The following is a 17,566-nucleotide window of genomic DNA, read 5'->3' on the forward strand; positions in this document are numbered from 1 at the left end:
CAACAGCTGACATGTTTTCTTAAAAACGTTTCTCACACCCCAGAGCGCCTCTGTGACCGCGCTCCTGGGATCGACAGAAGACGCAAAGCATGCCCTGGCCTACTTTGAAGCGCAGTTACCTGAACTCCATGCGCACTTGAGCAACGCCGCGGGCTGGTGTGAGGTCTTCTTTGTCCCCAAACGAAGCGTCACGCCCGAACTCCATGCCTTCCTCAAAGCCCTGGCAAGCCTGCGTGAACGGGGGCAGCCCATCCCTGATGCCCTGCCCTTCCTGCCGAGATCGTCTCCCTGCTCCTGCAGGGGACCTCACTCACCAACCTCCCGCGCCAGTATCACGAACAATCTCTTGCACTATAGAAGTTTGATGCCCATTTGGGGCTGTGTCTGCCTTGTTGTTGTCCTATCTGGATGCTATAAATATAACATGTACAGCTCCCTGCTCGCTCTCTACCTGTGAGCGCAGATGAGGAAGAGCGCAAGAATCTAGAAGCCACAAGCTCGATCCCACAACATTCCTCGCAGCGACCACCAGGACACTCCTCAGCTCTAAGCGCGACGCCTGACGAAGCAGCACATTCACAAACATCTCCTCCTTCTAAAAGGCCACAAGCCTTGAGGGAATCATATTCGCAAAGATGACCACCATCCAAAGCACGTCATTCACCCCCACAACCAGATGGGAGAGGACTGAGCGCTCAAATAACTCCCGCCATGAGCACGTCGTACTGCTAGGGCTTGCTACTCTCATCGCTCCTGGTCACAAGATTATTTGAGGGGTGACGAAAAAAAGCGCGGCAGATGCTCGATTACCCAGTCTGGACGCTCTTCAGGGATAAAATGACCACACGCGGGAACGATAGCACCTTGAAGGCTTGATGCATAATCCTGTAATTGTGTAGAAAGGATGTCCTTCCAGGGGGAATGCTCTCCCCCAATGGCAAGGATCGGCATTGATAATATGGCAGCGTGTTGTTCGTTGTACTGTGCGTCAAGCTCGAAGGCGCGGTAATATTCAAAGCCTGCGTGCAGAGAAGACGGCCTGGCATAGCTCGCCGCATACACATGCCGCTCTTCATCGCTGATGGCGTCCTTCTGATAGGCATTTTGATAGAACCAGCTCAGGTAGGTAAATTCCTTGCCCGCGACCAGTTGCTCGGGAAGGTTGGAAAGGCTATGGAAGGCAAAGTGCCAGCGCGGCCACTGCTCACGCGCCCTCTCCCACTCCTTTAAGCCTGGCAGAGGATCATCCATGACCACCAGTTTTAGTACCTCGTCCGCGAACTGGCGCGCATAGGCATACGCGACGGCCGCACCAATGTCATGCCCAACAAGATATATGTGTTTGTGTCCGAGGGTAGAGAGATGTGCGTGTATCTCGCGTGCGATGCTTGCTTTCTCGTATCCCGATGGCGACGGATCCGAGCCACCGAGTCCAGGTAGATCGATAGCGATCACATGGTACTGTGTGGCTAGGTTGGGCAGGACTTTTCTCCACACACGCCATGTTGCCGGCCAACCATGCAGGAGGACAATAATGTCACCATGACCACCTTCTACAGCATGGAGCGTCATTTCGTTGACCTTTGTGAAACGATGGACAAACCCATCAGGTAAACTCGCGGTGCTGTGCGTCATATGTGCTTGCGAAATGGAAGATACGGAATGGTCTGGATTGTTGTGATTGATGATAGGTTGCTGCACTAGAAATCTCCTGAAAGCGGTAATTTGCAAGATGGAATAAAAGAAACCAGGGGATAGAAATTGCCTTCTCTAGAGGTAGGCATCCCTTTGAGCGTGAAGTGAGGCATGTAGGTTGCCTCCGGCGCTCTAACGGAGTATAGAGCAAAGATATTTCATGTGGCATCGAAATGTTCTTCGTATATACTTGAGAGTTGAGGAGGGAAAAGAGATGCCAGGAGATGTGAATATCGCTCCTATTGCCCTGTTATTTGCGGATCAGACAAGAGCGAGCATCCTGCAAGAGCTAAGCGATGGGCAAGCCTTATCAGCGGGAGAACTAGCGCGGCGCGCGCATGTGACTCCATCAACGGCAAGTACTCACCTCGCTAAATTGATGGACGCCGGACTGCTGATCGCTGAGAAGCAGGGGAAGCATCGTTACTATCGCATCGCGGACCCCGCCATTGTGCAAGCCATTGAAGCATTGGCGGCTCTCGCGCCTGTTCGTCAGGTCCATTCTCTACGAGAAGCACAAATCGCGCAAGCGGTGCGTAGCGCGCGAATGTGCTCTACCCACCTGGCGGGCAAGCTTGGGGTTGATCTCACCCAGGCCCTTGTGAACAAAGGTGTGCTTGCCGCGTCAGAAGAGGGATATTACATGACAAGCTATGGTCAACAATGGCTGTGTGACTTTGGGATTGAGGGAGAGGCTCTTAAAAGGCGTGGTTTAGAGGTCGTTTCTCATCACATAGACTGGAGTGAACATCGTCCGCATATCGCCGGAGCACTAGGTGCCGCCCTGGCGCAACGTCTTTTCGAGCTTCAATGGATTACACGTACACCTTTTAGCCGCGCGGTCCGCTTGACGGCAAGTGGTCAGCTCTCGCTACGGGACGAGTTTGGTATCCATATCTAAGGTATTGTCAACTCGGCGAGAAAACTGAACACGCTGCGAGAATGGCTTTCTGCAAACAAACAGTATTGCTCCTGCGTACAAAGGTTACCGCTTCCCACCCGAAATTATCAGTCACATTGTGTAGGTCTATTTCCGTTTCTCGCTCAATTTTCGTGATGTCGAAGCGCTTTTGGCGCAACGTGGGATCGTTGTAAGCTATGAAACGGTCCGGCAGTGGTGTTTGACGTTTGGGCAAGCCTTTGCAAATGAGCTGCGACGTCGTCGCCTGGTTGTGTTGCAAGAATTATGAAGAAATCAAAATACTCATGGAGTTTTCTCCTAGTTCAATTTAGGCGAACACTCCAAGGAGCTTGGCAACCAAGGCGACCTGCCCTCTTACGGGTATTGTCAAGTTAATGTTTGAAGTAGCGAGAAAACGCTTGCTGAGAGAACAAGAGGAGGAGGGAACTGGAGAAAAGGCCCATTATGCAGCTGATTTTTCGATGATAACCTCCTTCCAGATCTCAAATCGTTCCTGTAGAAACGCACGATACTCTGAGGCGTTGAGATGATGCCTTCGGGGTCGGAAATGATCGGAAATGGGGCCAAAGGCCGAGAGGAAGCGCTGAGCGTGACCAGGAGATGTGAAACGTCACATGGTTCGTTCTCGTTATCTGGTGGGCTGATGCGAATTCTCAGCTCGATTGTTGAGGCCTTTGTGTTGTCGATGCTCGACGCTGGGCAGGATTTCCTTCTTAGCTGCAACAGAGCCGGCCAGCTTGTCAGTGATGATGACGCGAGGCGCGTACTTGAGTCCCCTTAAGAGCTTGCAAAAGAACCTCTCGGCAGCTTGTGTGTTGCGTCGACTCTGGACCAGCATATCGAGCACGTTGCCATGTTGATCAACCGCACGCCATAGATCCTGTCTTTTGCCCTTGACCGTCAAAAAACCTCATCCAGATGCCATGTGTCTCCCGGCTTTGCACGGCGATGTCTCAGCTCATTGGCATACAATTGGCCAAAGTTAAGGCACCACTGACGGACGGTTTCGAAGGTGAGCACAACTCCACGCTCTGCCATGAGTTCTTCGACATCACGGAAACTGAGCGAAAAACGAAAATACAACCACACCGTATGGCTGATGATTTCTGGCGGGAAGCGGAAACCCTTGTAATCGGGGCAAGATTCTGTGTTTTCATGAAGGTATTTTTGCATAGTGTTCAGCAGTATTGCCAAGTTGACAATACTGCTCCGCCATAGCTGGTCCTGCTCCAATTTTCCTATGCAAACGTATGCAAGCATGCGTTTCCACCGAATTTCGTTGTTCCTGTTTCATCCGCAGGTGCCTCCAGGCCGAAGCCTTTTGGTCTTACCCCGCGTCCGCAGGCAAGTTTGCGTCTTCGTCCGAGCCAGTACCGGAGACGGCTTGATCAACGAGCCCGATCAAGCGAAGGGCTTCCCGTAACACATTCTGACCTGCGTTGTGATCTCGATCCTGCTCAAACTGCTCATATGGACAAGCAGGATTCTGACACACAAAAAGGCGATCCTTGAGCGTCATCGCTTCCCACGTCCAACCGCACGAGTGGCAGGTCTTACTGGAAGGAAAGAAACGGCCCACCTTGATTACCACTCCCCCACGATGTGCCGCTTTTGCCTCGAGCAGCTCTCTGAGGGTGCCCAGCGAAGCATCTGCGAACGAGCGAGCGAGACGGCGATTCTTGAGCAGTCCCCTGAGGTGGAGATCTTCCACCCCGATGATCCCGTAACTCTCTGTCAGCCTCGTCGTGAACTTCTGCAGGACGTCCTGGCGCAGGCACGTGATACGATAATGCAGACGGGCGACCTGTCGGCACGCTTTCTCCCGATTCTTTGATCCCAGTTTTCGACGATGCAGGCGTTTGTTTGCCTGGCGTAATTTCTTGAGGGCGGTTTTGAGGAAGGCTTGGTTCTCGACTTGCTCTCCTGTACTCAAGGTTACCAGTCGGTTCAGTCCAACATCAATCCCTACGGCAGTTCGCTTCTTCACCGAGATGCAATCAGGCATTTCGACCTGGATGGAAACAAACCACCACTGCGCTGTTTTGGTGATCCGCGCGCCCATCACCTTGCCGTGAAAGCGCAGATTCTCAGCCATATTCACCCAGCCGAGCTTGGGCACCCAGAGGCGGTGATCCCTCAGAGCCAACTGATCATTGGCTAGGTAGAAGCTTGGCTTACCACGTTTCTTGCTTTTGTATTTGGGAGGGCGAGCCTTGCCTGCGAAAAAGGCCGTAAAAGCTTTGCCTAGGTCCAGGAAGGGCTGATCAGAAGCGTTCTTGGTGACGTCCCAGGTCCAGGGGAAGTGCTCCCGCCTGATCTGGTTGAATTGCTTTTTGAGTTTCAAGGCAGTGGGTTTCTCCCCGGCTTCATATTGGCGGTTCCATTCGGCGAGCGCCCAATTCCACACAAAGCGAGCAACGCCTGCGGCACGAGCAAGGGAGTTGGCCTGCTCAGGTGTAGGATGCAGTCTGATTTTATGGGCGCGAATCATGTGGTTCTGCTCTTTCCCTTCCCTCATATTTGCCTGAGTATAGAGCAAATGTTCTCATCTGTCAAAAAGCCCAAAAGCGTGGCGTCTTGCCCATGATTGATCCCTTTTTCCTATTTTTTCGGAAACAGTTGCTTCCTTTTTTCTGACAGATCAGCTTTCTTTTTTGCAACACAACCTTTCATGCCGAACACTCTACAAAAACGGGGTAAGCCCACCTGATCTTCACCCGAAAAAGTAGAATCTCCAAAGAGAAGAGCTAGCTCATAGATTGTTCGTACATGAGAGGACTCATATACTGGAGCGTGGAATGTCTTCGGATTCGATTGTAAAACGTTTCAATGCAATCAAAGGTCACGCTCCTGGCTTGCGTTCGTGTCTGAAACGAATGTTCTGCGAGACACTCTCCTTTCAAGCTGTGGAAGAAGCTTTCTATCGCAGCGTTATCGTAGCAATCAGCTGTCCGACTCATACTTCCAATCATATGCGCTTCTGCTAACATCATCTGATAGCTCTTGCTCGTGTAGGTGCTACCACGGTCAGAGTGATGGAGCAACCTAAATGGTGGGCGACGCCGGGTGATTGCCATGTGCAGTGCTTGGACAACCAGGGTGGCGTCCTGAGCGACTGACATTGACCAGCCCACGACCATGCGTGCGCAACAGATCGAGCACGACGGCTAGGTACAACCAGCCCTCAGCAGTCCAAATGTAGGTCGTATCAGCGACCCACTTGGTGTTGGGCTGCTCGGCAGTGAAATCCCGATACAACAGATTCGGCGCCACTCGTGCCTCGGGATCGCTGTGAGTCGTGATCGTGCGATGCCCAGGACGTTTGGCAAACAACTGGTGTTCGTGCATCAATCGAGCCACCCGTTTACGCGCACACTTCACCCCTTAATCCCGCAGCTCGGCATGTATCCGTGGGCTACCATACACCTTACGATTGGCTTGGAAAACACTTTTCACTTGCTCAGCGAGTTCGGCATCTTTCCGGCTGTGCTCGCTCGGCAGGCGCTTGCACCAGGCATAGTACCCGCTGATCGACACATCGAGCACTCGGCACAAGAGCGTGATGCAATACTCGTGCCGATGTTGCTGAATGAATTGATATCTTACGCTCTTTCGCGCGAAAAGATGCCGACTGCATTCCTCGGAAAATCTGCGTCGTCGGGGTGGAGGGCAGAAAACCTCTCCTCTCAGGCAATGTGAGCCGGGGCCAGTTCCACATTAAACCCCAGCTGCTCTAAGCGGCGAACGTAATAGCGCTGTGTCCTTTCAGTATCGAGCTGATCGAAGTAATCTGGACCCAGTTCCTCATATGGTTTCTTCTCGCGTAAGACGTGATAGATAATGACAAGAAGGCTGTGCGCGACTGCCATCACGGCACGACGTTTCCCTTTGCGCCGTGCGAGCCGATGATATTGGGCGGCCAGATAGGTGTCAGTACGCGTAATCCCCCAGACGACTTCTGCAAGCACCGCGCGCAAGTACGGATTTCCTTTGGTGATCCCATTCTTGAGACGCTTGCCAGCACTCTGTTTGTTCCCAGGACACACCCCTGCCCAGGATGCCAGATGCTTGGCCGAGGGGAGCGGCTCATGTCTGTCCCAATTTCGGCAAGGATGATGGCAGCGGCATTCGCTTTGATGGAGGGAATGGTTTGAAGCAATTCAGCCTCCTGTGCTTGCTCGCGGAGTTGCTGCTCAATTTCGCCTTGCACCTGGGCAATGGTACCCTCAAGGAAATCAATATGGGTGAGAATCTGTCCGATAAGAAAGCGATGATGAGGTTGAGCCAGACCAGTGAGGGCTCATTGCAACTGGGGAATCTTCTTTCGTAAAGAACCACGAGCGAGCGCTGCCAATTCTTCTGCGTCGCTTTCTCCTACCGAGAGCGCTTGAAGCATTGCTCACCCGCTTTTGCCTAACACATCGGTTACTACTGAGGCAAGTTTGATATTCGCCCCTTCGAGCAGCTTCTGGAGACGATTGACCTCTTGGGTACGCTCAGAGACTAAGGACTTGCGATACCGCGTCAAATCTCGGAGTTCCCTGATGGGTTTCGGGGGGATGAAACTGGCTTGGAGCAGACCATGGCGCAAGAGCTCTGCGAGCCACTCACTGTCCTTGATGTCTGTTTTGCGTCCAGGAACCGCCTTCATATGTTGTGGATTGACCAAAATCACAGTTCGCCCATCTTCCAAGATGTTGTACACCGGATGCCAATACACGCCCGTGGATTCAAGGGCAAACCTTATCAAAATTATATAGAAACAATATTCAATGTGCAGAGGCGTATGGCCGATTGGAGATTTGAAAACGCGCAGACATGGGAAGATCTGCTTGCTGCTCATGAGAAGTGGCACCAAGATTACAATTTTCAGCAGCATATGGCTCATGAGAAACGTGATGATGGAAGTCACAGCCCAACGGCGGTGCTGGAGTGGATCAAAGGGATGCAACCAGCACCGGATCTGGTCTACTGCGCCTTTTCCGCTATCTGTGAGACAAGAACACTCACCAAAGCAGGCTATGCCAAATTCCGCAATTTCCTACTCTACGGTGAGCGGGCTTTGGCAGGCCAAAAAGACGCTCATTGATATCTTCCAGGATACACTGACATTGGAGTATGGCGAGCAGCCGCTCTCGCGTTACTCGGTCGAATGGCAACCTGACTATACTTATCAGTTACAGACCAGCGCGCTTCACCGCTGCGCGCCCATCCTCTTCGCTGGGGGTCAGATAGAGTCCTGTCGTCGAAAGTTGGCTAGGGCCGAGCATGCGCTGCACTTCGGGGAGTTGTGCCTCTGTTTTCAGCATACGCCGCGCCAAGATATGGCGGAGCTGATGCGGTACGGCGGTTTCTACCTGGCGAGCGCATGCACGTAACTGCTCCGCCCGTGCCAGATCGCGCTCGCGTGCGGCTGCTTCCCCAAACTGGGTGGCTGCAATGCGGGCCTAGGTGCGCCATGTGCTGGCGGGCTACCCGTGTTTTGATCCTCGGATAAACCTCTCTCGCGGGCTCAAGAGGCCATCAACTGCTGAAGCTTTTCCAATGTGCCCGTCTGGGGGAGTGGTGTATAGATCATGACTTTGAGTTCGGGCTGAGCCGGCACCTGCAAGGTTGTGTGCTCGAACATCAGGCACCCTACCAATGGATGCTCTATCGTTTTCTGCGCATCGGCTCTCCCACGTACATTGTGATGGGGCCACCACGCCCGAAACTCAGGACTTACACGCTGCAAATCAGCGATCAAACATTTGAACCATTCCTCATCGGCATAACGTACACTCTCAGCACGGAATTCCTCCAGCACTTGCAATGCCACTTGCTCCCAAGTGGGCTCTTTGTTGAGATGACGGAGCGTTGGATCAGTAAAAATGCGCCAGATGACGTTATATTCATATGGAGGCGCCAACTTCGGCCGCAAAAAGATCTGCGAAGCCGTCGTATTCCAAGCGAGATAATTCCAACGACGATCGATGATGTACGCTGGAATAGGGGTAAGCGCGTCAAGCACACGACGTAACGCGGGACTTACCAGCTCATCAGATGCAGAGGTCTCGACGAGGTAGTGCTGATTGGCAAAGAAGAAAAGGTGTTGCCGTTCGTCAGGCGTGAGATGTAACGCATCGGCAATGCTCTGGAGCACCTCCCGTGACGGGTGAACATCGCGCCCTTGCTCCAACAGGGTATACCAGGAAACGCCCACATTCGCACGCTCGGCTACCTCTTCGCGTCGCAATCCTGGGGTGCGTCGCCTTTCACCACGTATCAGCCCGACCTCTTCAGGCGAAAGGCGCAGACGCCGCGTGCGGAGAAAATCCGCGAAATCACGCCTGCGTTGTTCGTCGCTCATTGGCTTTCTTGCTCCTTATCCTACCAGTCTCCATCATACGATAAAGAGACTCTGGTCATCGTAGAACCTTCATGTGATACTGCTATGTGTATCACATATTGTGATGGTCGTCGTTTCGACAAGAGAAAGAGGAACAGTTCTATGAGATCGCGTTCAGCGAATGACTCTCCTCATCTGTCAGCCACAGTGGCTGGAACCTTCACCATGGCCGAGGATCTGACAGTCACGCGTATGGGGTATGGCGCGATGCAGGATGCCATTGATGTTGTGAATCTGCACGTCGGTGGGCTTACCAATCCCACCCCTGGTTCGATTGCTGAACCATTCACTTTGTCATCATACAGCACCAGCCCCTGGCTTACAAGGGCTGAAGGACCCCAGTGCTAGCAAACATTGTCAAAAGTTAAAAGGAAATCACATGTCAGAGGGAAAAAAGATCGCACTCGTTACCGGAGCGAACAAAGGGATCGGTTTTGAGATCGCACGTCAGTTGGGTATCCAGGACATCACCATCCTCGTTGGTGCACGCGACTTGGCCCGAGGAGAGGCCGCCATCCAGAAATTGCGTGCCGAGAAGATAGAAGCTGTCGTCGTTCATCTCGACGTGACCAATCAAGTCAGCATCGATGCCGCCGCAGCCTTCATTGGTCAGACCTATGGGCGACTGGATATTCTGGTCAACAATGCGGCTATCGCCGTTCGCGAATGGAGCACGCCACCCAGTCAGCTCTCGTTTGAAGATTTGCAGAAGACCTTTGCCACCAATGTCTTCGGCGTCTTCGCTGTCACCAAAGCCATGCTCCCCCTGCTGCGCCACTCCCAGGCTGGGCGCATCGTGAACGTATCGAGCGAGATGGGCTCCCTGTCCATCAACAGCGATGCAGGCTCGCCCATCGCAAAGTTTCCGCCCACCCTGGCCTACAATGCTTCCAAAACAGCCCTGAACGCTCTCACTGTTTTCTTCGCCAAAGAACTACAAGGTACGCCCATTAAAGTCAACTCGGTCAGCCCTGGCTATGTCGCCACAGACCTGAATGGGCACAGCGGCTATCTCACTGCCGAACAGGGTGCAAAAGCACCCATAGCCTATGCCACCCTGCCAGCCGATGGACCTACTGGTGGTTTCTTTGGAGTCAATGGACAGATCGCCTGGTAACTTTCCGTGCGAGGTTTTCGAGCGTGATTGCAGGTTCACGGGACAAGAATTGCCGTTCCCATCTTTTGATGATGAAGCGGCAATTGCCTCCTTCAACGCTCCCGTTTTGAGAACAAACCTATTTGGTGGCCTGTCCATGTACTAGGAACAGGGAAAGAATGGGATCTGATTGAGACGTTTGGGGCGGCATACACCCATCAGATAGCTTTAAGCGAAGAGGAGTTGCTCACGCTCCCTGCGGTGTTTCGACTTCGTGATGCCGCCTCATTAGTGCATCGGATGGGCCGTTACCTTGCAGGTCTGGAGACAGAGACTCGCATGCAGCGTCGCGTGGAGCACTCTCTCTGGCGCGAGGCGTGGTTGTCAGTACATCAAAAAACACTTCTTGCTCATGCCCTAGCCTGGAACAGAGAATGAGGAATGCCTCTCTCTTCGCTCTCTGCTCCAGCATCAATACAGAGAAGTCGATCTTCGTCTCACACCTACTCAATACATGTCCACTATGGTTCCAGTTCGGCGAGCCTCGCCTCCAGAGCATCGACACACCCATGACCACGCTCCTGGGATCGACGGACATTCCAAAGCATGCTCTGGCCCACGTCGAAGCGCAACTCCCTGAACTTCATACGCACTTAAGCAATGCCGCGGGCTGGTGTGAGGTCTTCTTTGTCCCCAAACGACGCGTCACGCCCGAACTCCATGCCTTTCTCAAAGCCCTGGCTCGCCAGCGTGAACGGGGGCAGCCCATCCCTGATGCCCTGGCCCTGGCGCTCCCTGCCGAGGCCGTCTCCCCGCTCCTGCAGGCGTTGACCTCCCGCGCCAGTCTCACGAGGTGGTCTTCCATATCGTGAAGCTGGGACCCTACATCCGCTCTCGCTGGCGCGAAGACGCTCACATCTACACCATCTCACTCGGCCTCCTCAACGACTATCCGCCTTTCCCCTTCACGCCCCAGGGCTTCTAACGCCCTACATATGTTCAAGGACAAGCGCGCTAATGCGCTTGTTTTCACAGAGATCACCCCCTCAAAGGTTTCCTTTTTTCAAGGGAGTAACAAAAGTGGTCAAGAGCCAGATTTGCGTCAATTTAGCTTTTATATGAGTAAAACTACATTAAATGATGATGCAATGTAAACATTAGTGATATTTATGAATAACGGTTAAAAGTAATTGGGGCAACATGGCCGGTAACTGACCGGTTCCTGTCCTGGGAAAAATACCCATCTACCCGTACAATTATGCAGTAGAAGACAATGTTTCTAAGCGCAAACTCACGACACCCGATCAAGAATGGCTAGATGTGGTTCATACGAGCATGTTCGGAATATGCCATTGTGGGGTCTGCTGACAAGTGATGTAAGAACAGGAGGGGCATGTGTAAAGCGCTATTGCTTGAAATATAATCTTATGTTTATAAACTACAAATTGTGTGTATACTAATTGAAATGTACGAATAAGTAATGTATAGCAGTTTCTATCTGTAATTTCGGTATTCTCTCATCGCCTCTTGGCGGAGAAGAACCTCAAGATAGAACTATCAGACGAACATTTGAGCAGGCTGGATGGGAATACATCAACGATGGGTCAGGTATGCCCCCAATAGGTGGCCTCACAGTCATGGATCATGGTATCTATGGTCATATATTGATTGTCGTCGGTGTTGAACCTCCCCAGAAGGGGAAAAAGGTGCCTGCTGCCTACCTGGCACAAGGAAATATACAACGATATCGCAATAAGATTGGGTTTGTATTATGCTGATACTCGCAAAATGGATTTCGCGCCAACAATCAGAGCAGCCGAAGAAGCGTCGCTGGCTACGATATATCGATCTCATCATTGTCTTTGTTGTCTTGCAGGTCGTGTTACTGCTATTGCTTTTGGTGCATTCATCTTCTACGAGCGTGACGACAACCTCTTCATCGCAAACCAGTCAGGTAAGCACCACGATAGCCGCGCCTCAGATTCCCACCACACAGAACACAAGCCAGCAGGGGTCCCAATCCCAAGCAGCCAATGTGGACTGCAAGGATACCCAGCATATGGATGGGAGTTGTCTGGAAGGGGTCTTTAATGATAATGGGGATGCTTATACAAATGATACATCGCCCATCCTGAATCTTCTATACGGCAGTACCGCTTTGTTTTTCTATACGCCATATCAATATACCGTTGAAAATCCCCAGGTAATAGAATTATGGGGTGGCATCCTTATCATTGTAGATATTTTTATTGCGCTTGTCTTTCTCCTCAATGGAATCAGGGTGATATTCTCGGGCATGGTTTTTCGTTTTGATAAGGCTGTCGAGGAGTTGCCTGGTATCTTCCTCGCGCTTATTGCGGCTCATGTCAGCCTGGCATTTATTACTGCCTTCTTAGGCCTCAACAATATCTTGACCTATGAAACGTATCAATGGTCGAGCCAGAATCTCTTTCAAAGTAATGGTATAGCAAAGGATGAGGGCAATAATCCACTTACAGTGAACGTGACAATTGGCATAGGTATTAATCAAAAAGCTCCCGTTTACGACAATTTGCCAAAAGAAGTAAAGGAAAAATATTGCGATCACAAAAGTTTCATAAAAACTATCTGGCATGGAAGAATTTTTGGTGTGTGGCAATGTAACAAGATGCCAGCGGATATACTTATCAGATCTCAACTGCTTCAGAAAAATCTGGAATTTACCGACTTCTTCAACAACTTGCAAGACCTGGGCAATGGATTGGGAATGCTGCTCAAGGTCATGGCCTTGATGCTGATGGTCCAGATGATCATTCGCCTTTTCTTTCTCATCGTGTACATTGTCACGGCGCCACTTGGATTAGCCTGTTGGGCCTTACCAGGAAAAATCGGCCAATCAGTGACGGGATTATGGTTGAAAGGGTTTATTTCGACGGCTCTGGTACAGTTCGTGATGGTGCTATCACTGATTGTAATGCAGGTTTTAGCAGGTGCTATCCTCAAGTTCGTTACCGATGTCAATCCGGCCAAAAATGCGGACGGTATAGCGGTTGGACCAGGGAATCTGGATATGATTACACTGGTTAATCTTATGAGCATCTGCTTTCTCTGGTTTATTATTCGTATTCCCTCATTACTGGGAACAGCGCCTATGCGCACAATGGTGGCAGCTGGTCAGTCAATGGCGCAAGCTGTGCAGACTACCGTTGCTGTACAAATTGCGGAAGCGCAAATGGTCACATCGCTCGCGGTCAGCGGCGTCTCTATGGCTGCTTCTCGCTAATAACGCGAAGTTATCGAACTAAAAATTTTAATGGTTATGGCTATGAAGACGAAACAAAAGCTATTATCCTATGACAGACAAGAGCAGAAGCGACGTTGGTGGCGTTTTCTCGATCTTGTCATCGCGATCCTTGTTGTTACTAGTATTCTAGGCTTTTTGGCATTCTCTTCTCAACAGGTAGCAGTACCAAGTCTCCCACAAAAGCAAGGGCAACAGACGAATTTTACTGGCTTGGCAACTCTGGCGGCTCCTCTTGAGAGTCTCTTTATACATAGCAATACGCAGGTTTATGCCAATCCTTGTGGTGGAGTGTTGGATGCGACTCAATATGCTCAATGCGTACAGGAGATCGTGGAACATTGTAAGGGTGACCCGACATCGAGTCAATGTGCAGACCTCGCTCAGGCATGTAAGACATCAAGTGATCAACTTCAAGAATGCCTGGATGGTATTACTGGTCGAAATACCTATACCCAAAAAGACCCTAAGATTCAGAATCCTATCTCGAAAGGGAGCCCTCTTTTCTACTTTACCCCTACGAAATCACGATTGCCAATAACCAGGTCAACTTCATTTGGGGAGCGATCCTCAGTATTGTGGATGTTTTCCTTGTGCTTATCATTATGCTCAATGGACTGCATATCATCCTGGCGGGTAGTGTCTTTCGCTATGCGCAGGCGATCGAGAGTTTACCCGGTGTGCTCCTGGCGATTATCGCGGCCCATATCAGTTTAACATTTATGATCTCTATGCTCACTATAGGCAATTCGATGACACAGGGAATTTATACCTTTACGCTGAACGATCCCAAAATTCATCGTTCAGCCTCGGGTTTTAAGGATGGTGGAAAGACCCAGGATTTGTATTTACATGTGCTTTTCCCCTCCTCTAACGAGCAGGATAAAACACGATTTAATGGAAATCCAAATAAAACCTATCAAGAAGCAGCCCAACAGTGGAGCGGACCACAAACACAACAGGATCTTAAGCAGTTTCATGATCAGGTCTGTACCTGGGAGTCGACAACTTTTGATAGCAATATGAGAAGCAGAATATTCGGGCGCAATGGAGATTATCACAATGGAGGGCTCTACCAACTCTTTAAGCAGCGTAATGATCTCTTAAATCAATATGATGGGGCGAAAGTTCCCGATGGTGTGCAAACACAACTGGACAACATATTGACACAGATCGATAGTGATGTGCAGAAACTCAGTAGCGGAAGCGATCGGCTGGCCTGGTATAATGACGCTTTTGTCAAACAGGGGTCCTGGGATCAGCAGATGGATGATGCCTGGACAAAATACGGTCAGGACATTCCAGAGGCGAAAAAAAACAATCTGAGTAATGATGGGCAGGGCGGGGAAGCGATGCTCAGGGCAAACATACATAAGCTCCTGGCAGGGACGCCTCCTAATGAAGGCGATCTTATCCGGTATAGCTGCCAGCATGACGCTACTGGAGAGGACTTCCAACTCGTGCCAGATGATTTAGATTTTACAAATCTATTTAAGAATATACAGGATCTCACCGATGGCTTACCAATGGTTGTCAAAGTATTGTCTTTGATGCTGTTGGCCCAGATGATCGTCCGCCTCTTCTTTATTAACCTCTATATTGTTACTGCACCGATTGGGATCGCGTGTTGGGCCCTGCCAGGGAGGGTAGGGCAACCAGTGACACGGCTATGGCTGCAAGGTTTTCTCTCGACCGTGCTGGTGCAATTTATTATGGTGGTGGCGCTCATTGTGATCCAGGTCTTACTGGGCAATGTGTTGGCATTTGTGGGCGGTAATCCTAACAACCCCATAGGAGGCCTCGATGATGGCACGCTGAAAGATATTATGCGTGTGGCCTGCCTCTGGTTTATCATTCGTATTCCCTCACTTTTTGGCAGCGCTCCCATGAGCACCATGGCGGCAGCGGGAGAGATGATGGGACAGGCTGTAGGAACAACGGTGGCATCGCAAGCCGCGCGTGCGCAAATGATAGCCCAGGCGGTAACCAGTTTCATTGGGCTGGCAATTGCCCGTTAGGTCGAAAGGCACTCTCGCTGGTCACACAGATGGTAACCAGTGCGACTTCACCTGGGACTGCATTTGTTCGTTAGCGTGAGAATAGGGCTTTTTGCTGGAGAAAAGGTGATTTGCATATGATGAATATCAGACGAGCGCATCTGCTCAAGCATAAACAACAGAAGAAGCGGCGCTGGTGGCGCTACCTGGATCTGGTGCTTATTGTGCTCGCGGTCAATCTCATGGTGATTATCATTAGAGTCCTTCCTGCCTTCCAGGTCACCATAGCCTCGCCACATGTAAACCTGGCGGGCAATACTGTGGGGCTCAACGCCATTACCACCCCCCTTGAGCAAGTTATTCACCTCTCGCCGCAGGATGATCCCTGTAGTGATCCTAACGCCACGTCAGAGCAGATAAAAAAATGCCTGGAGGGGAGCAGCAACAAGAATACCTACACGGGAGATGATAAGATCAAGAACCCCATCGCGAAGGGAAACGCGCTCTTCTTCTTCACCCCGACCTATATCACCGTCGACAATAGCAGCATCCAAAAGCTCTGGGGGCTGATGCTGGGCTTTGTTGACACCTTGCTTGGCGTGATCATTATGCTCAACGGGCTCAAGATTATCCTGACAGGCAGCGTCTTTCGCTATGCGCGAGCGGTCGAGGACTTGCCAGCGGTGCTGCTGGCGATCATCGCGGCCCACATCAGCCTGACGTTTATCATGATGATCATTGGCCTCAATAACAATATGACCTCTACCATCTATACCTTCGCGCAAACCAATCCCAATATTAAGCGTTCGGCCTCGGGATTTGGCGATGGGGAGAAGAAAGAATATACGATGCGCGTCTTTTTCCCAACGATGAGCGCGATTCGCAAAAACGAGTTTGAAACGAAGACCAACGTGACCTGGCAACAGGCAAGAGATAACTGGCCCACTCCAGATGGCACGGCCCCCGATGGGAAAGGGAACCAAACAAAAGAAGACGCGTCAAAGTTCAAGGATGACATGGTGTGTACCCTGGAAAAGATCAATTTTGATAGCCCCGAAAGAACAAAACTCTTCGGCTCGCCACTCACCGATCCCAAAACCTCGGAGCTCTATACGAATATCAAGGACCGCTCTGATTACATTATTAATCATAGCGATAAGCTACCCGATAATGTAAAAAATAATCTGCTGAGTATGCCTGAGACGATGCTAACAGATCTGAATAACTTCAACACTGACGATCAGTTTAAGATAAGAGAAGATCTGTATAATTCCGAACAGGTCGATCGTCAGTGGTACACAGACTTTATTCGGTTTACTACTGACATGACGAAGATTGAGAATAATACGGACTATCATTTTGATGGCACTCTTGACTATAAGGACGAGTCCGATGCCTTGATCAGCACCACAAGTCAGCTCTTCAATGGTGCCGGTCAGGCTCACCCTACGAATCCCGGACCAGGCCAGGCAGGGGATGTCGTCATTTTCAACTGTGAGAATGACGCCACAGGAAGCACCTTTCAACTGGTGCCCGACGACTTGAACTTCTCGGACCTCTTTAAAAACCTACAGGATCTCGGCAATGCTTTGAAGACAGTAACGAAGGTTCTGGCCTTGATGTTTCTGGCCCAGATGATCATTCGCCTCTTCTTTATTGACCTCTATATTGTCATGGCGCCGATCGGGATCGCGTGCTGGGCCTTGCCAGGCAAAGCCGGGCAGCCGGTCGCGCGGCTATGGTTGCAGGGCTTTCTCTCGACCGTGATGGTGCAATTTGTCATGGTGGTAGCCCTGATTGTGATCCAGGTCTTGCTGGGCAATGTGCTGGCCTTTGTGGGTGGAAATCCGAACCATCCCATCGGCAACCTGAAGGATGGAACATTGTCTGACCTGATGCGCATCGCCTGTCTGTGGTTTGTCTTCCGCATTCCATCGCTACTTGGTAGCGCGCCCATGCGCACTATGGTGGATGCTGGGCAGATGATGTCACAGGCTGTAAGCACAACTATCTCGATGCAATTTACCCAATTCCAGATGGTCACGCAGATGGCAACCAGTGGGGCTTCACTTGGGGCTGCGTTTGTTCGTTAAGTGTCGCTACTTTTCATTAAGAGAAGGACGTAAAAAGGAAGGAATCTATGAGCCAAGCTGGGGGAAAAGGGTTACTGGGCAATGCGCTGAACCAT

At 51.0% G+C, this 17,566-nt stretch carries 19 protein-coding genes and 2 pseudogenes; 11 read left to right on the top strand and 10 right to left on the bottom strand.

Going from position 1 to position 17,566, the window contains the following annotated elements; translation table 11 throughout:
- Positions 1-52 precede the first annotated feature (52 nt).
- Complete coding sequence (locus tag K3T82_RS41890) at positions 53-457, top strand: hypothetical protein (protein WP_220199423.1); 405 nt, start codon at positions 53-55, stop codon at positions 455-457.
- Between the two features lie 308 nt (positions 458-765).
- Here K3T82_RS41890 and K3T82_RS41895 read toward each other — a convergent pair whose 3' ends face one another.
- Entirely contained in the window at positions 766-1,701 is a 936-nt protein-coding gene (locus K3T82_RS41895; protein WP_220199424.1) for an alpha/beta fold hydrolase, read from the bottom strand.
- A gap of 208 nt (positions 1,702-1,909) precedes the next feature.
- Between K3T82_RS41895 and K3T82_RS41900 the strand changes: the two genes are divergently transcribed.
- A complete protein-coding gene (locus tag K3T82_RS41900) occupies positions 1,910-2,596 on the top strand; it encodes an ArsR/SmtB family transcription factor (protein WP_220199425.1) in 687 nt (228 codons plus the stop codon).
- A gap of 49 nt (positions 2,597-2,645) precedes the next feature.
- Positions 2,646-2,861 (top strand): annotated as a pseudogene (locus tag K3T82_RS48625) (IS6 family transposase); the annotation flags it as partial.
- Positions 2,862-3,059: 198 nt separating this feature from the next.
- On the opposite strand, the pseudogene K3T82_RS41905 reads toward K3T82_RS48625, so the two are convergent.
- The 6 genes and pseudogenes from K3T82_RS41905 to K3T82_RS41925 all read right to left on the bottom strand — a co-directional run bounded on the left by K3T82_RS41905 (position 3,060) and on the right by K3T82_RS41925 (position 6,777).
- Positions 3,060-3,790: pseudogene (locus K3T82_RS41905) on the bottom strand (IS6 family transposase).
- A gap of 154 nt (positions 3,791-3,944) precedes the next feature.
- Entirely contained in the window at positions 3,945-5,108 is a 1,164-nt protein-coding gene (locus K3T82_RS41910) for an RNA-guided endonuclease InsQ/TnpB family protein (protein ID WP_220199426.1), read from the bottom strand.
- Positions 5,109-5,364: 256 nt separating this feature from the next.
- Positions 5,365-5,757: an integrase core domain-containing protein gene (locus K3T82_RS50575; protein WP_420799404.1), complete on the bottom strand. Its 393-nt coding sequence runs from the start codon at positions 5,755-5,757 to the stop codon at positions 5,365-5,367.
- Positions 5,663-5,965, bottom strand: coding sequence for a hypothetical protein (locus tag K3T82_RS41920; protein ID WP_220199428.1), 303 nt, complete (start codon positions 5,963-5,965; stop codon positions 5,663-5,665). Before K3T82_RS41920 ends, K3T82_RS50575 begins: the two co-directional genes overlap by 95 nt.
- A 36-nt stretch (positions 5,966-6,001) precedes the next feature.
- Positions 6,002-6,163, bottom strand: a complete 162-nt coding sequence (locus K3T82_RS50580) for an IS3 family transposase (RefSeq protein ID WP_420799408.1) — start codon at positions 6,161-6,163, stop codon at positions 6,002-6,004.
- Between the two features lie 140 nt (positions 6,164-6,303).
- Positions 6,304-6,777, bottom strand: coding sequence for a transposase (locus K3T82_RS41925; RefSeq protein ID WP_268886736.1), 474 nt, complete (start codon positions 6,775-6,777; stop codon positions 6,304-6,306).
- Between K3T82_RS41925 and K3T82_RS41930 the strand changes: the two genes are divergently transcribed.
- Entirely contained in the window at positions 6,768-6,947 is a 180-nt protein-coding gene (locus K3T82_RS41930; protein WP_220199430.1) for a hypothetical protein, read from the top strand. The genes K3T82_RS41925 and K3T82_RS41930 overlap by 10 nt on opposite strands.
- 69 nt (positions 6,948-7,016) lie before the next feature.
- Here the strand turns inward: K3T82_RS41930 and K3T82_RS41935 are convergent, their stop codons facing one another.
- Positions 7,017-7,505: an IS110 family transposase gene (locus K3T82_RS41935; protein WP_307811386.1), complete on the bottom strand. Its 489-nt coding sequence runs from the start codon at positions 7,503-7,505 to the stop codon at positions 7,017-7,019.
- Between K3T82_RS41935 and K3T82_RS41940 the strand changes: the two genes are divergently transcribed.
- Positions 7,404-7,706 (top strand): hypothetical protein, encoded by a 303-nt coding sequence (locus K3T82_RS41940; RefSeq protein ID WP_220199432.1) that lies wholly within the window; start codon positions 7,404-7,406, stop codon positions 7,704-7,706. The genes K3T82_RS41935 and K3T82_RS41940 overlap by 102 nt on opposite strands.
- 88 nt (positions 7,707-7,794) lie before the next feature.
- Here K3T82_RS41940 and K3T82_RS49485 read toward each other — a convergent pair whose 3' ends face one another.
- Together K3T82_RS49485 and K3T82_RS41950 are read right to left on the bottom strand one after the other, a co-directional pair.
- Positions 7,795-8,058: a tyrosine-type recombinase/integrase gene (locus tag K3T82_RS49485; protein WP_220199606.1), complete on the bottom strand. Its 264-nt coding sequence runs from the start codon at positions 8,056-8,058 to the stop codon at positions 7,795-7,797.
- Positions 8,059-8,129: 71 nt separating this feature from the next.
- Positions 8,130-8,966 carry a helix-turn-helix transcriptional regulator gene (locus K3T82_RS41950; RefSeq protein ID WP_220199433.1) on the bottom strand — a complete coding sequence of 279 codons (837 nt, stop codon included), beginning with the start codon at positions 8,964-8,966 and terminating at the stop codon, positions 8,130-8,132.
- A 141-nt stretch (positions 8,967-9,107) separates the two neighbouring features.
- Between K3T82_RS41950 and K3T82_RS41955 the strand changes: the two genes are divergently transcribed.
- The 6 genes from K3T82_RS41955 to K3T82_RS41980 all read left to right on the top strand — a co-directional run bounded on the left by K3T82_RS41955 (position 9,108) and on the right by K3T82_RS41980 (position 17,471).
- Positions 9,108-9,353, top strand: a complete 246-nt coding sequence (locus tag K3T82_RS41955) for a hypothetical protein (RefSeq protein ID WP_220199434.1) — start codon at positions 9,108-9,110, stop codon at positions 9,351-9,353.
- Positions 9,354-9,384: 31 nt separating this feature from the next.
- Positions 9,385-10,122 (top strand): SDR family oxidoreductase, encoded by a 738-nt coding sequence (locus K3T82_RS41960; protein ID WP_220199435.1) that lies wholly within the window; start codon positions 9,385-9,387, stop codon positions 10,120-10,122.
- A 413-nt stretch (positions 10,123-10,535) separates the two neighbouring features.
- Positions 10,536-10,973 carry a hypothetical protein gene (locus K3T82_RS41965; RefSeq protein ID WP_220199436.1) on the top strand — a complete coding sequence of 146 codons (438 nt, stop codon included), beginning with the start codon at positions 10,536-10,538 and terminating at the stop codon, positions 10,971-10,973.
- Between the two features lie 899 nt (positions 10,974-11,872).
- Complete coding sequence (locus K3T82_RS41970; RefSeq protein WP_220199437.1) at positions 11,873-13,363, top strand: hypothetical protein; 1,491 nt, start codon at positions 11,873-11,875, stop codon at positions 13,361-13,363.
- A 596-nt stretch (positions 13,364-13,959) separates the two neighbouring features.
- The gene (locus tag K3T82_RS41975; RefSeq protein WP_220199438.1) at positions 13,960-15,399 is read left to right on the top strand and encodes a hypothetical protein; all 1,440 of its coding nucleotides are present in this window, start codon (positions 13,960-13,962) and stop codon (positions 15,397-15,399) included.
- A 116-nt stretch (positions 15,400-15,515) separates the two neighbouring features.
- On the top strand, positions 15,516-17,471 hold the full coding sequence (locus K3T82_RS41980) for a hypothetical protein (RefSeq protein WP_220199439.1): 1,956 nt from the start codon (positions 15,516-15,518) through the stop codon (positions 17,469-17,471).
- The last annotated feature ends 95 nt before the right edge of the window (positions 17,472-17,566 follow it).

It is taken from the genome of Ktedonospora formicarum (assembly GCF_016587355.1).
GTDB lineage: Bacteria > Chloroflexota > Ktedonobacteria > Ktedonobacterales > Ktedonobacteraceae > Ktedonobacter > Ktedonobacter formicarum.

What these genes read in the sequence shown, in the direction of transcription:
- K3T82_RS41900 (WP_220199425.1), top strand. Translation starts at nt 1,910, where the DNA reads ATGCCAGGAGATGTGAATATCGCTCCTATTGCCCTGTTATTTGCGGAT.
- K3T82_RS41910 (WP_220199426.1), bottom strand. Translation starts at nt 5,108, where the DNA reads ATGATTCGCGCCCATAAAATCAGACTGCATCCTACACCTGAGCAGGCC.
- K3T82_RS50575 (WP_420799404.1), bottom strand. Translation starts at nt 5,757, where the DNA reads ATGGTCGTGGGCTGGTCAATGTCAGTCGCTCAGGACGCCACCCTGGTT.
- K3T82_RS41920 (WP_220199428.1), bottom strand. Translation starts at nt 5,965, where the DNA reads ATGCACGAACACCAGTTGTTTGCCAAACGTCCTGGGCATCGCACGATC.
- K3T82_RS41940 (WP_220199432.1), top strand. Translation starts at nt 7,404, where the DNA reads ATGGCCGATTGGAGATTTGAAAACGCGCAGACATGGGAAGATCTGCTT.
- K3T82_RS41935 (WP_307811386.1), bottom strand. Translation starts at nt 7,505, where the DNA reads ATGAGCCATATGCTGCTGAAAATTGTAATCTTGGTGCCACTTCTCATG.
- K3T82_RS41950 (WP_220199433.1), bottom strand. Translation starts at nt 8,966, where the DNA reads ATGAGCGACGAACAACGCAGGCGTGATTTCGCGGATTTTCTCCGCACG.
- K3T82_RS41955 (WP_220199434.1), top strand. Translation starts at nt 9,108, where the DNA reads ATGAGATCGCGTTCAGCGAATGACTCTCCTCATCTGTCAGCCACAGTG.
- K3T82_RS41960 (WP_220199435.1), top strand. Translation starts at nt 9,385, where the DNA reads ATGTCAGAGGGAAAAAAGATCGCACTCGTTACCGGAGCGAACAAAGGG.
- K3T82_RS41965 (WP_220199436.1), top strand. Translation starts at nt 10,536, where the DNA reads ATGAGGAATGCCTCTCTCTTCGCTCTCTGCTCCAGCATCAATACAGAG.
- K3T82_RS41970 (WP_220199437.1), top strand. Translation starts at nt 11,873, where the DNA reads ATGCTGATACTCGCAAAATGGATTTCGCGCCAACAATCAGAGCAGCCG.
- K3T82_RS41980 (WP_220199439.1), top strand. Translation starts at nt 15,516, where the DNA reads ATGATGAATATCAGACGAGCGCATCTGCTCAAGCATAAACAACAGAAG.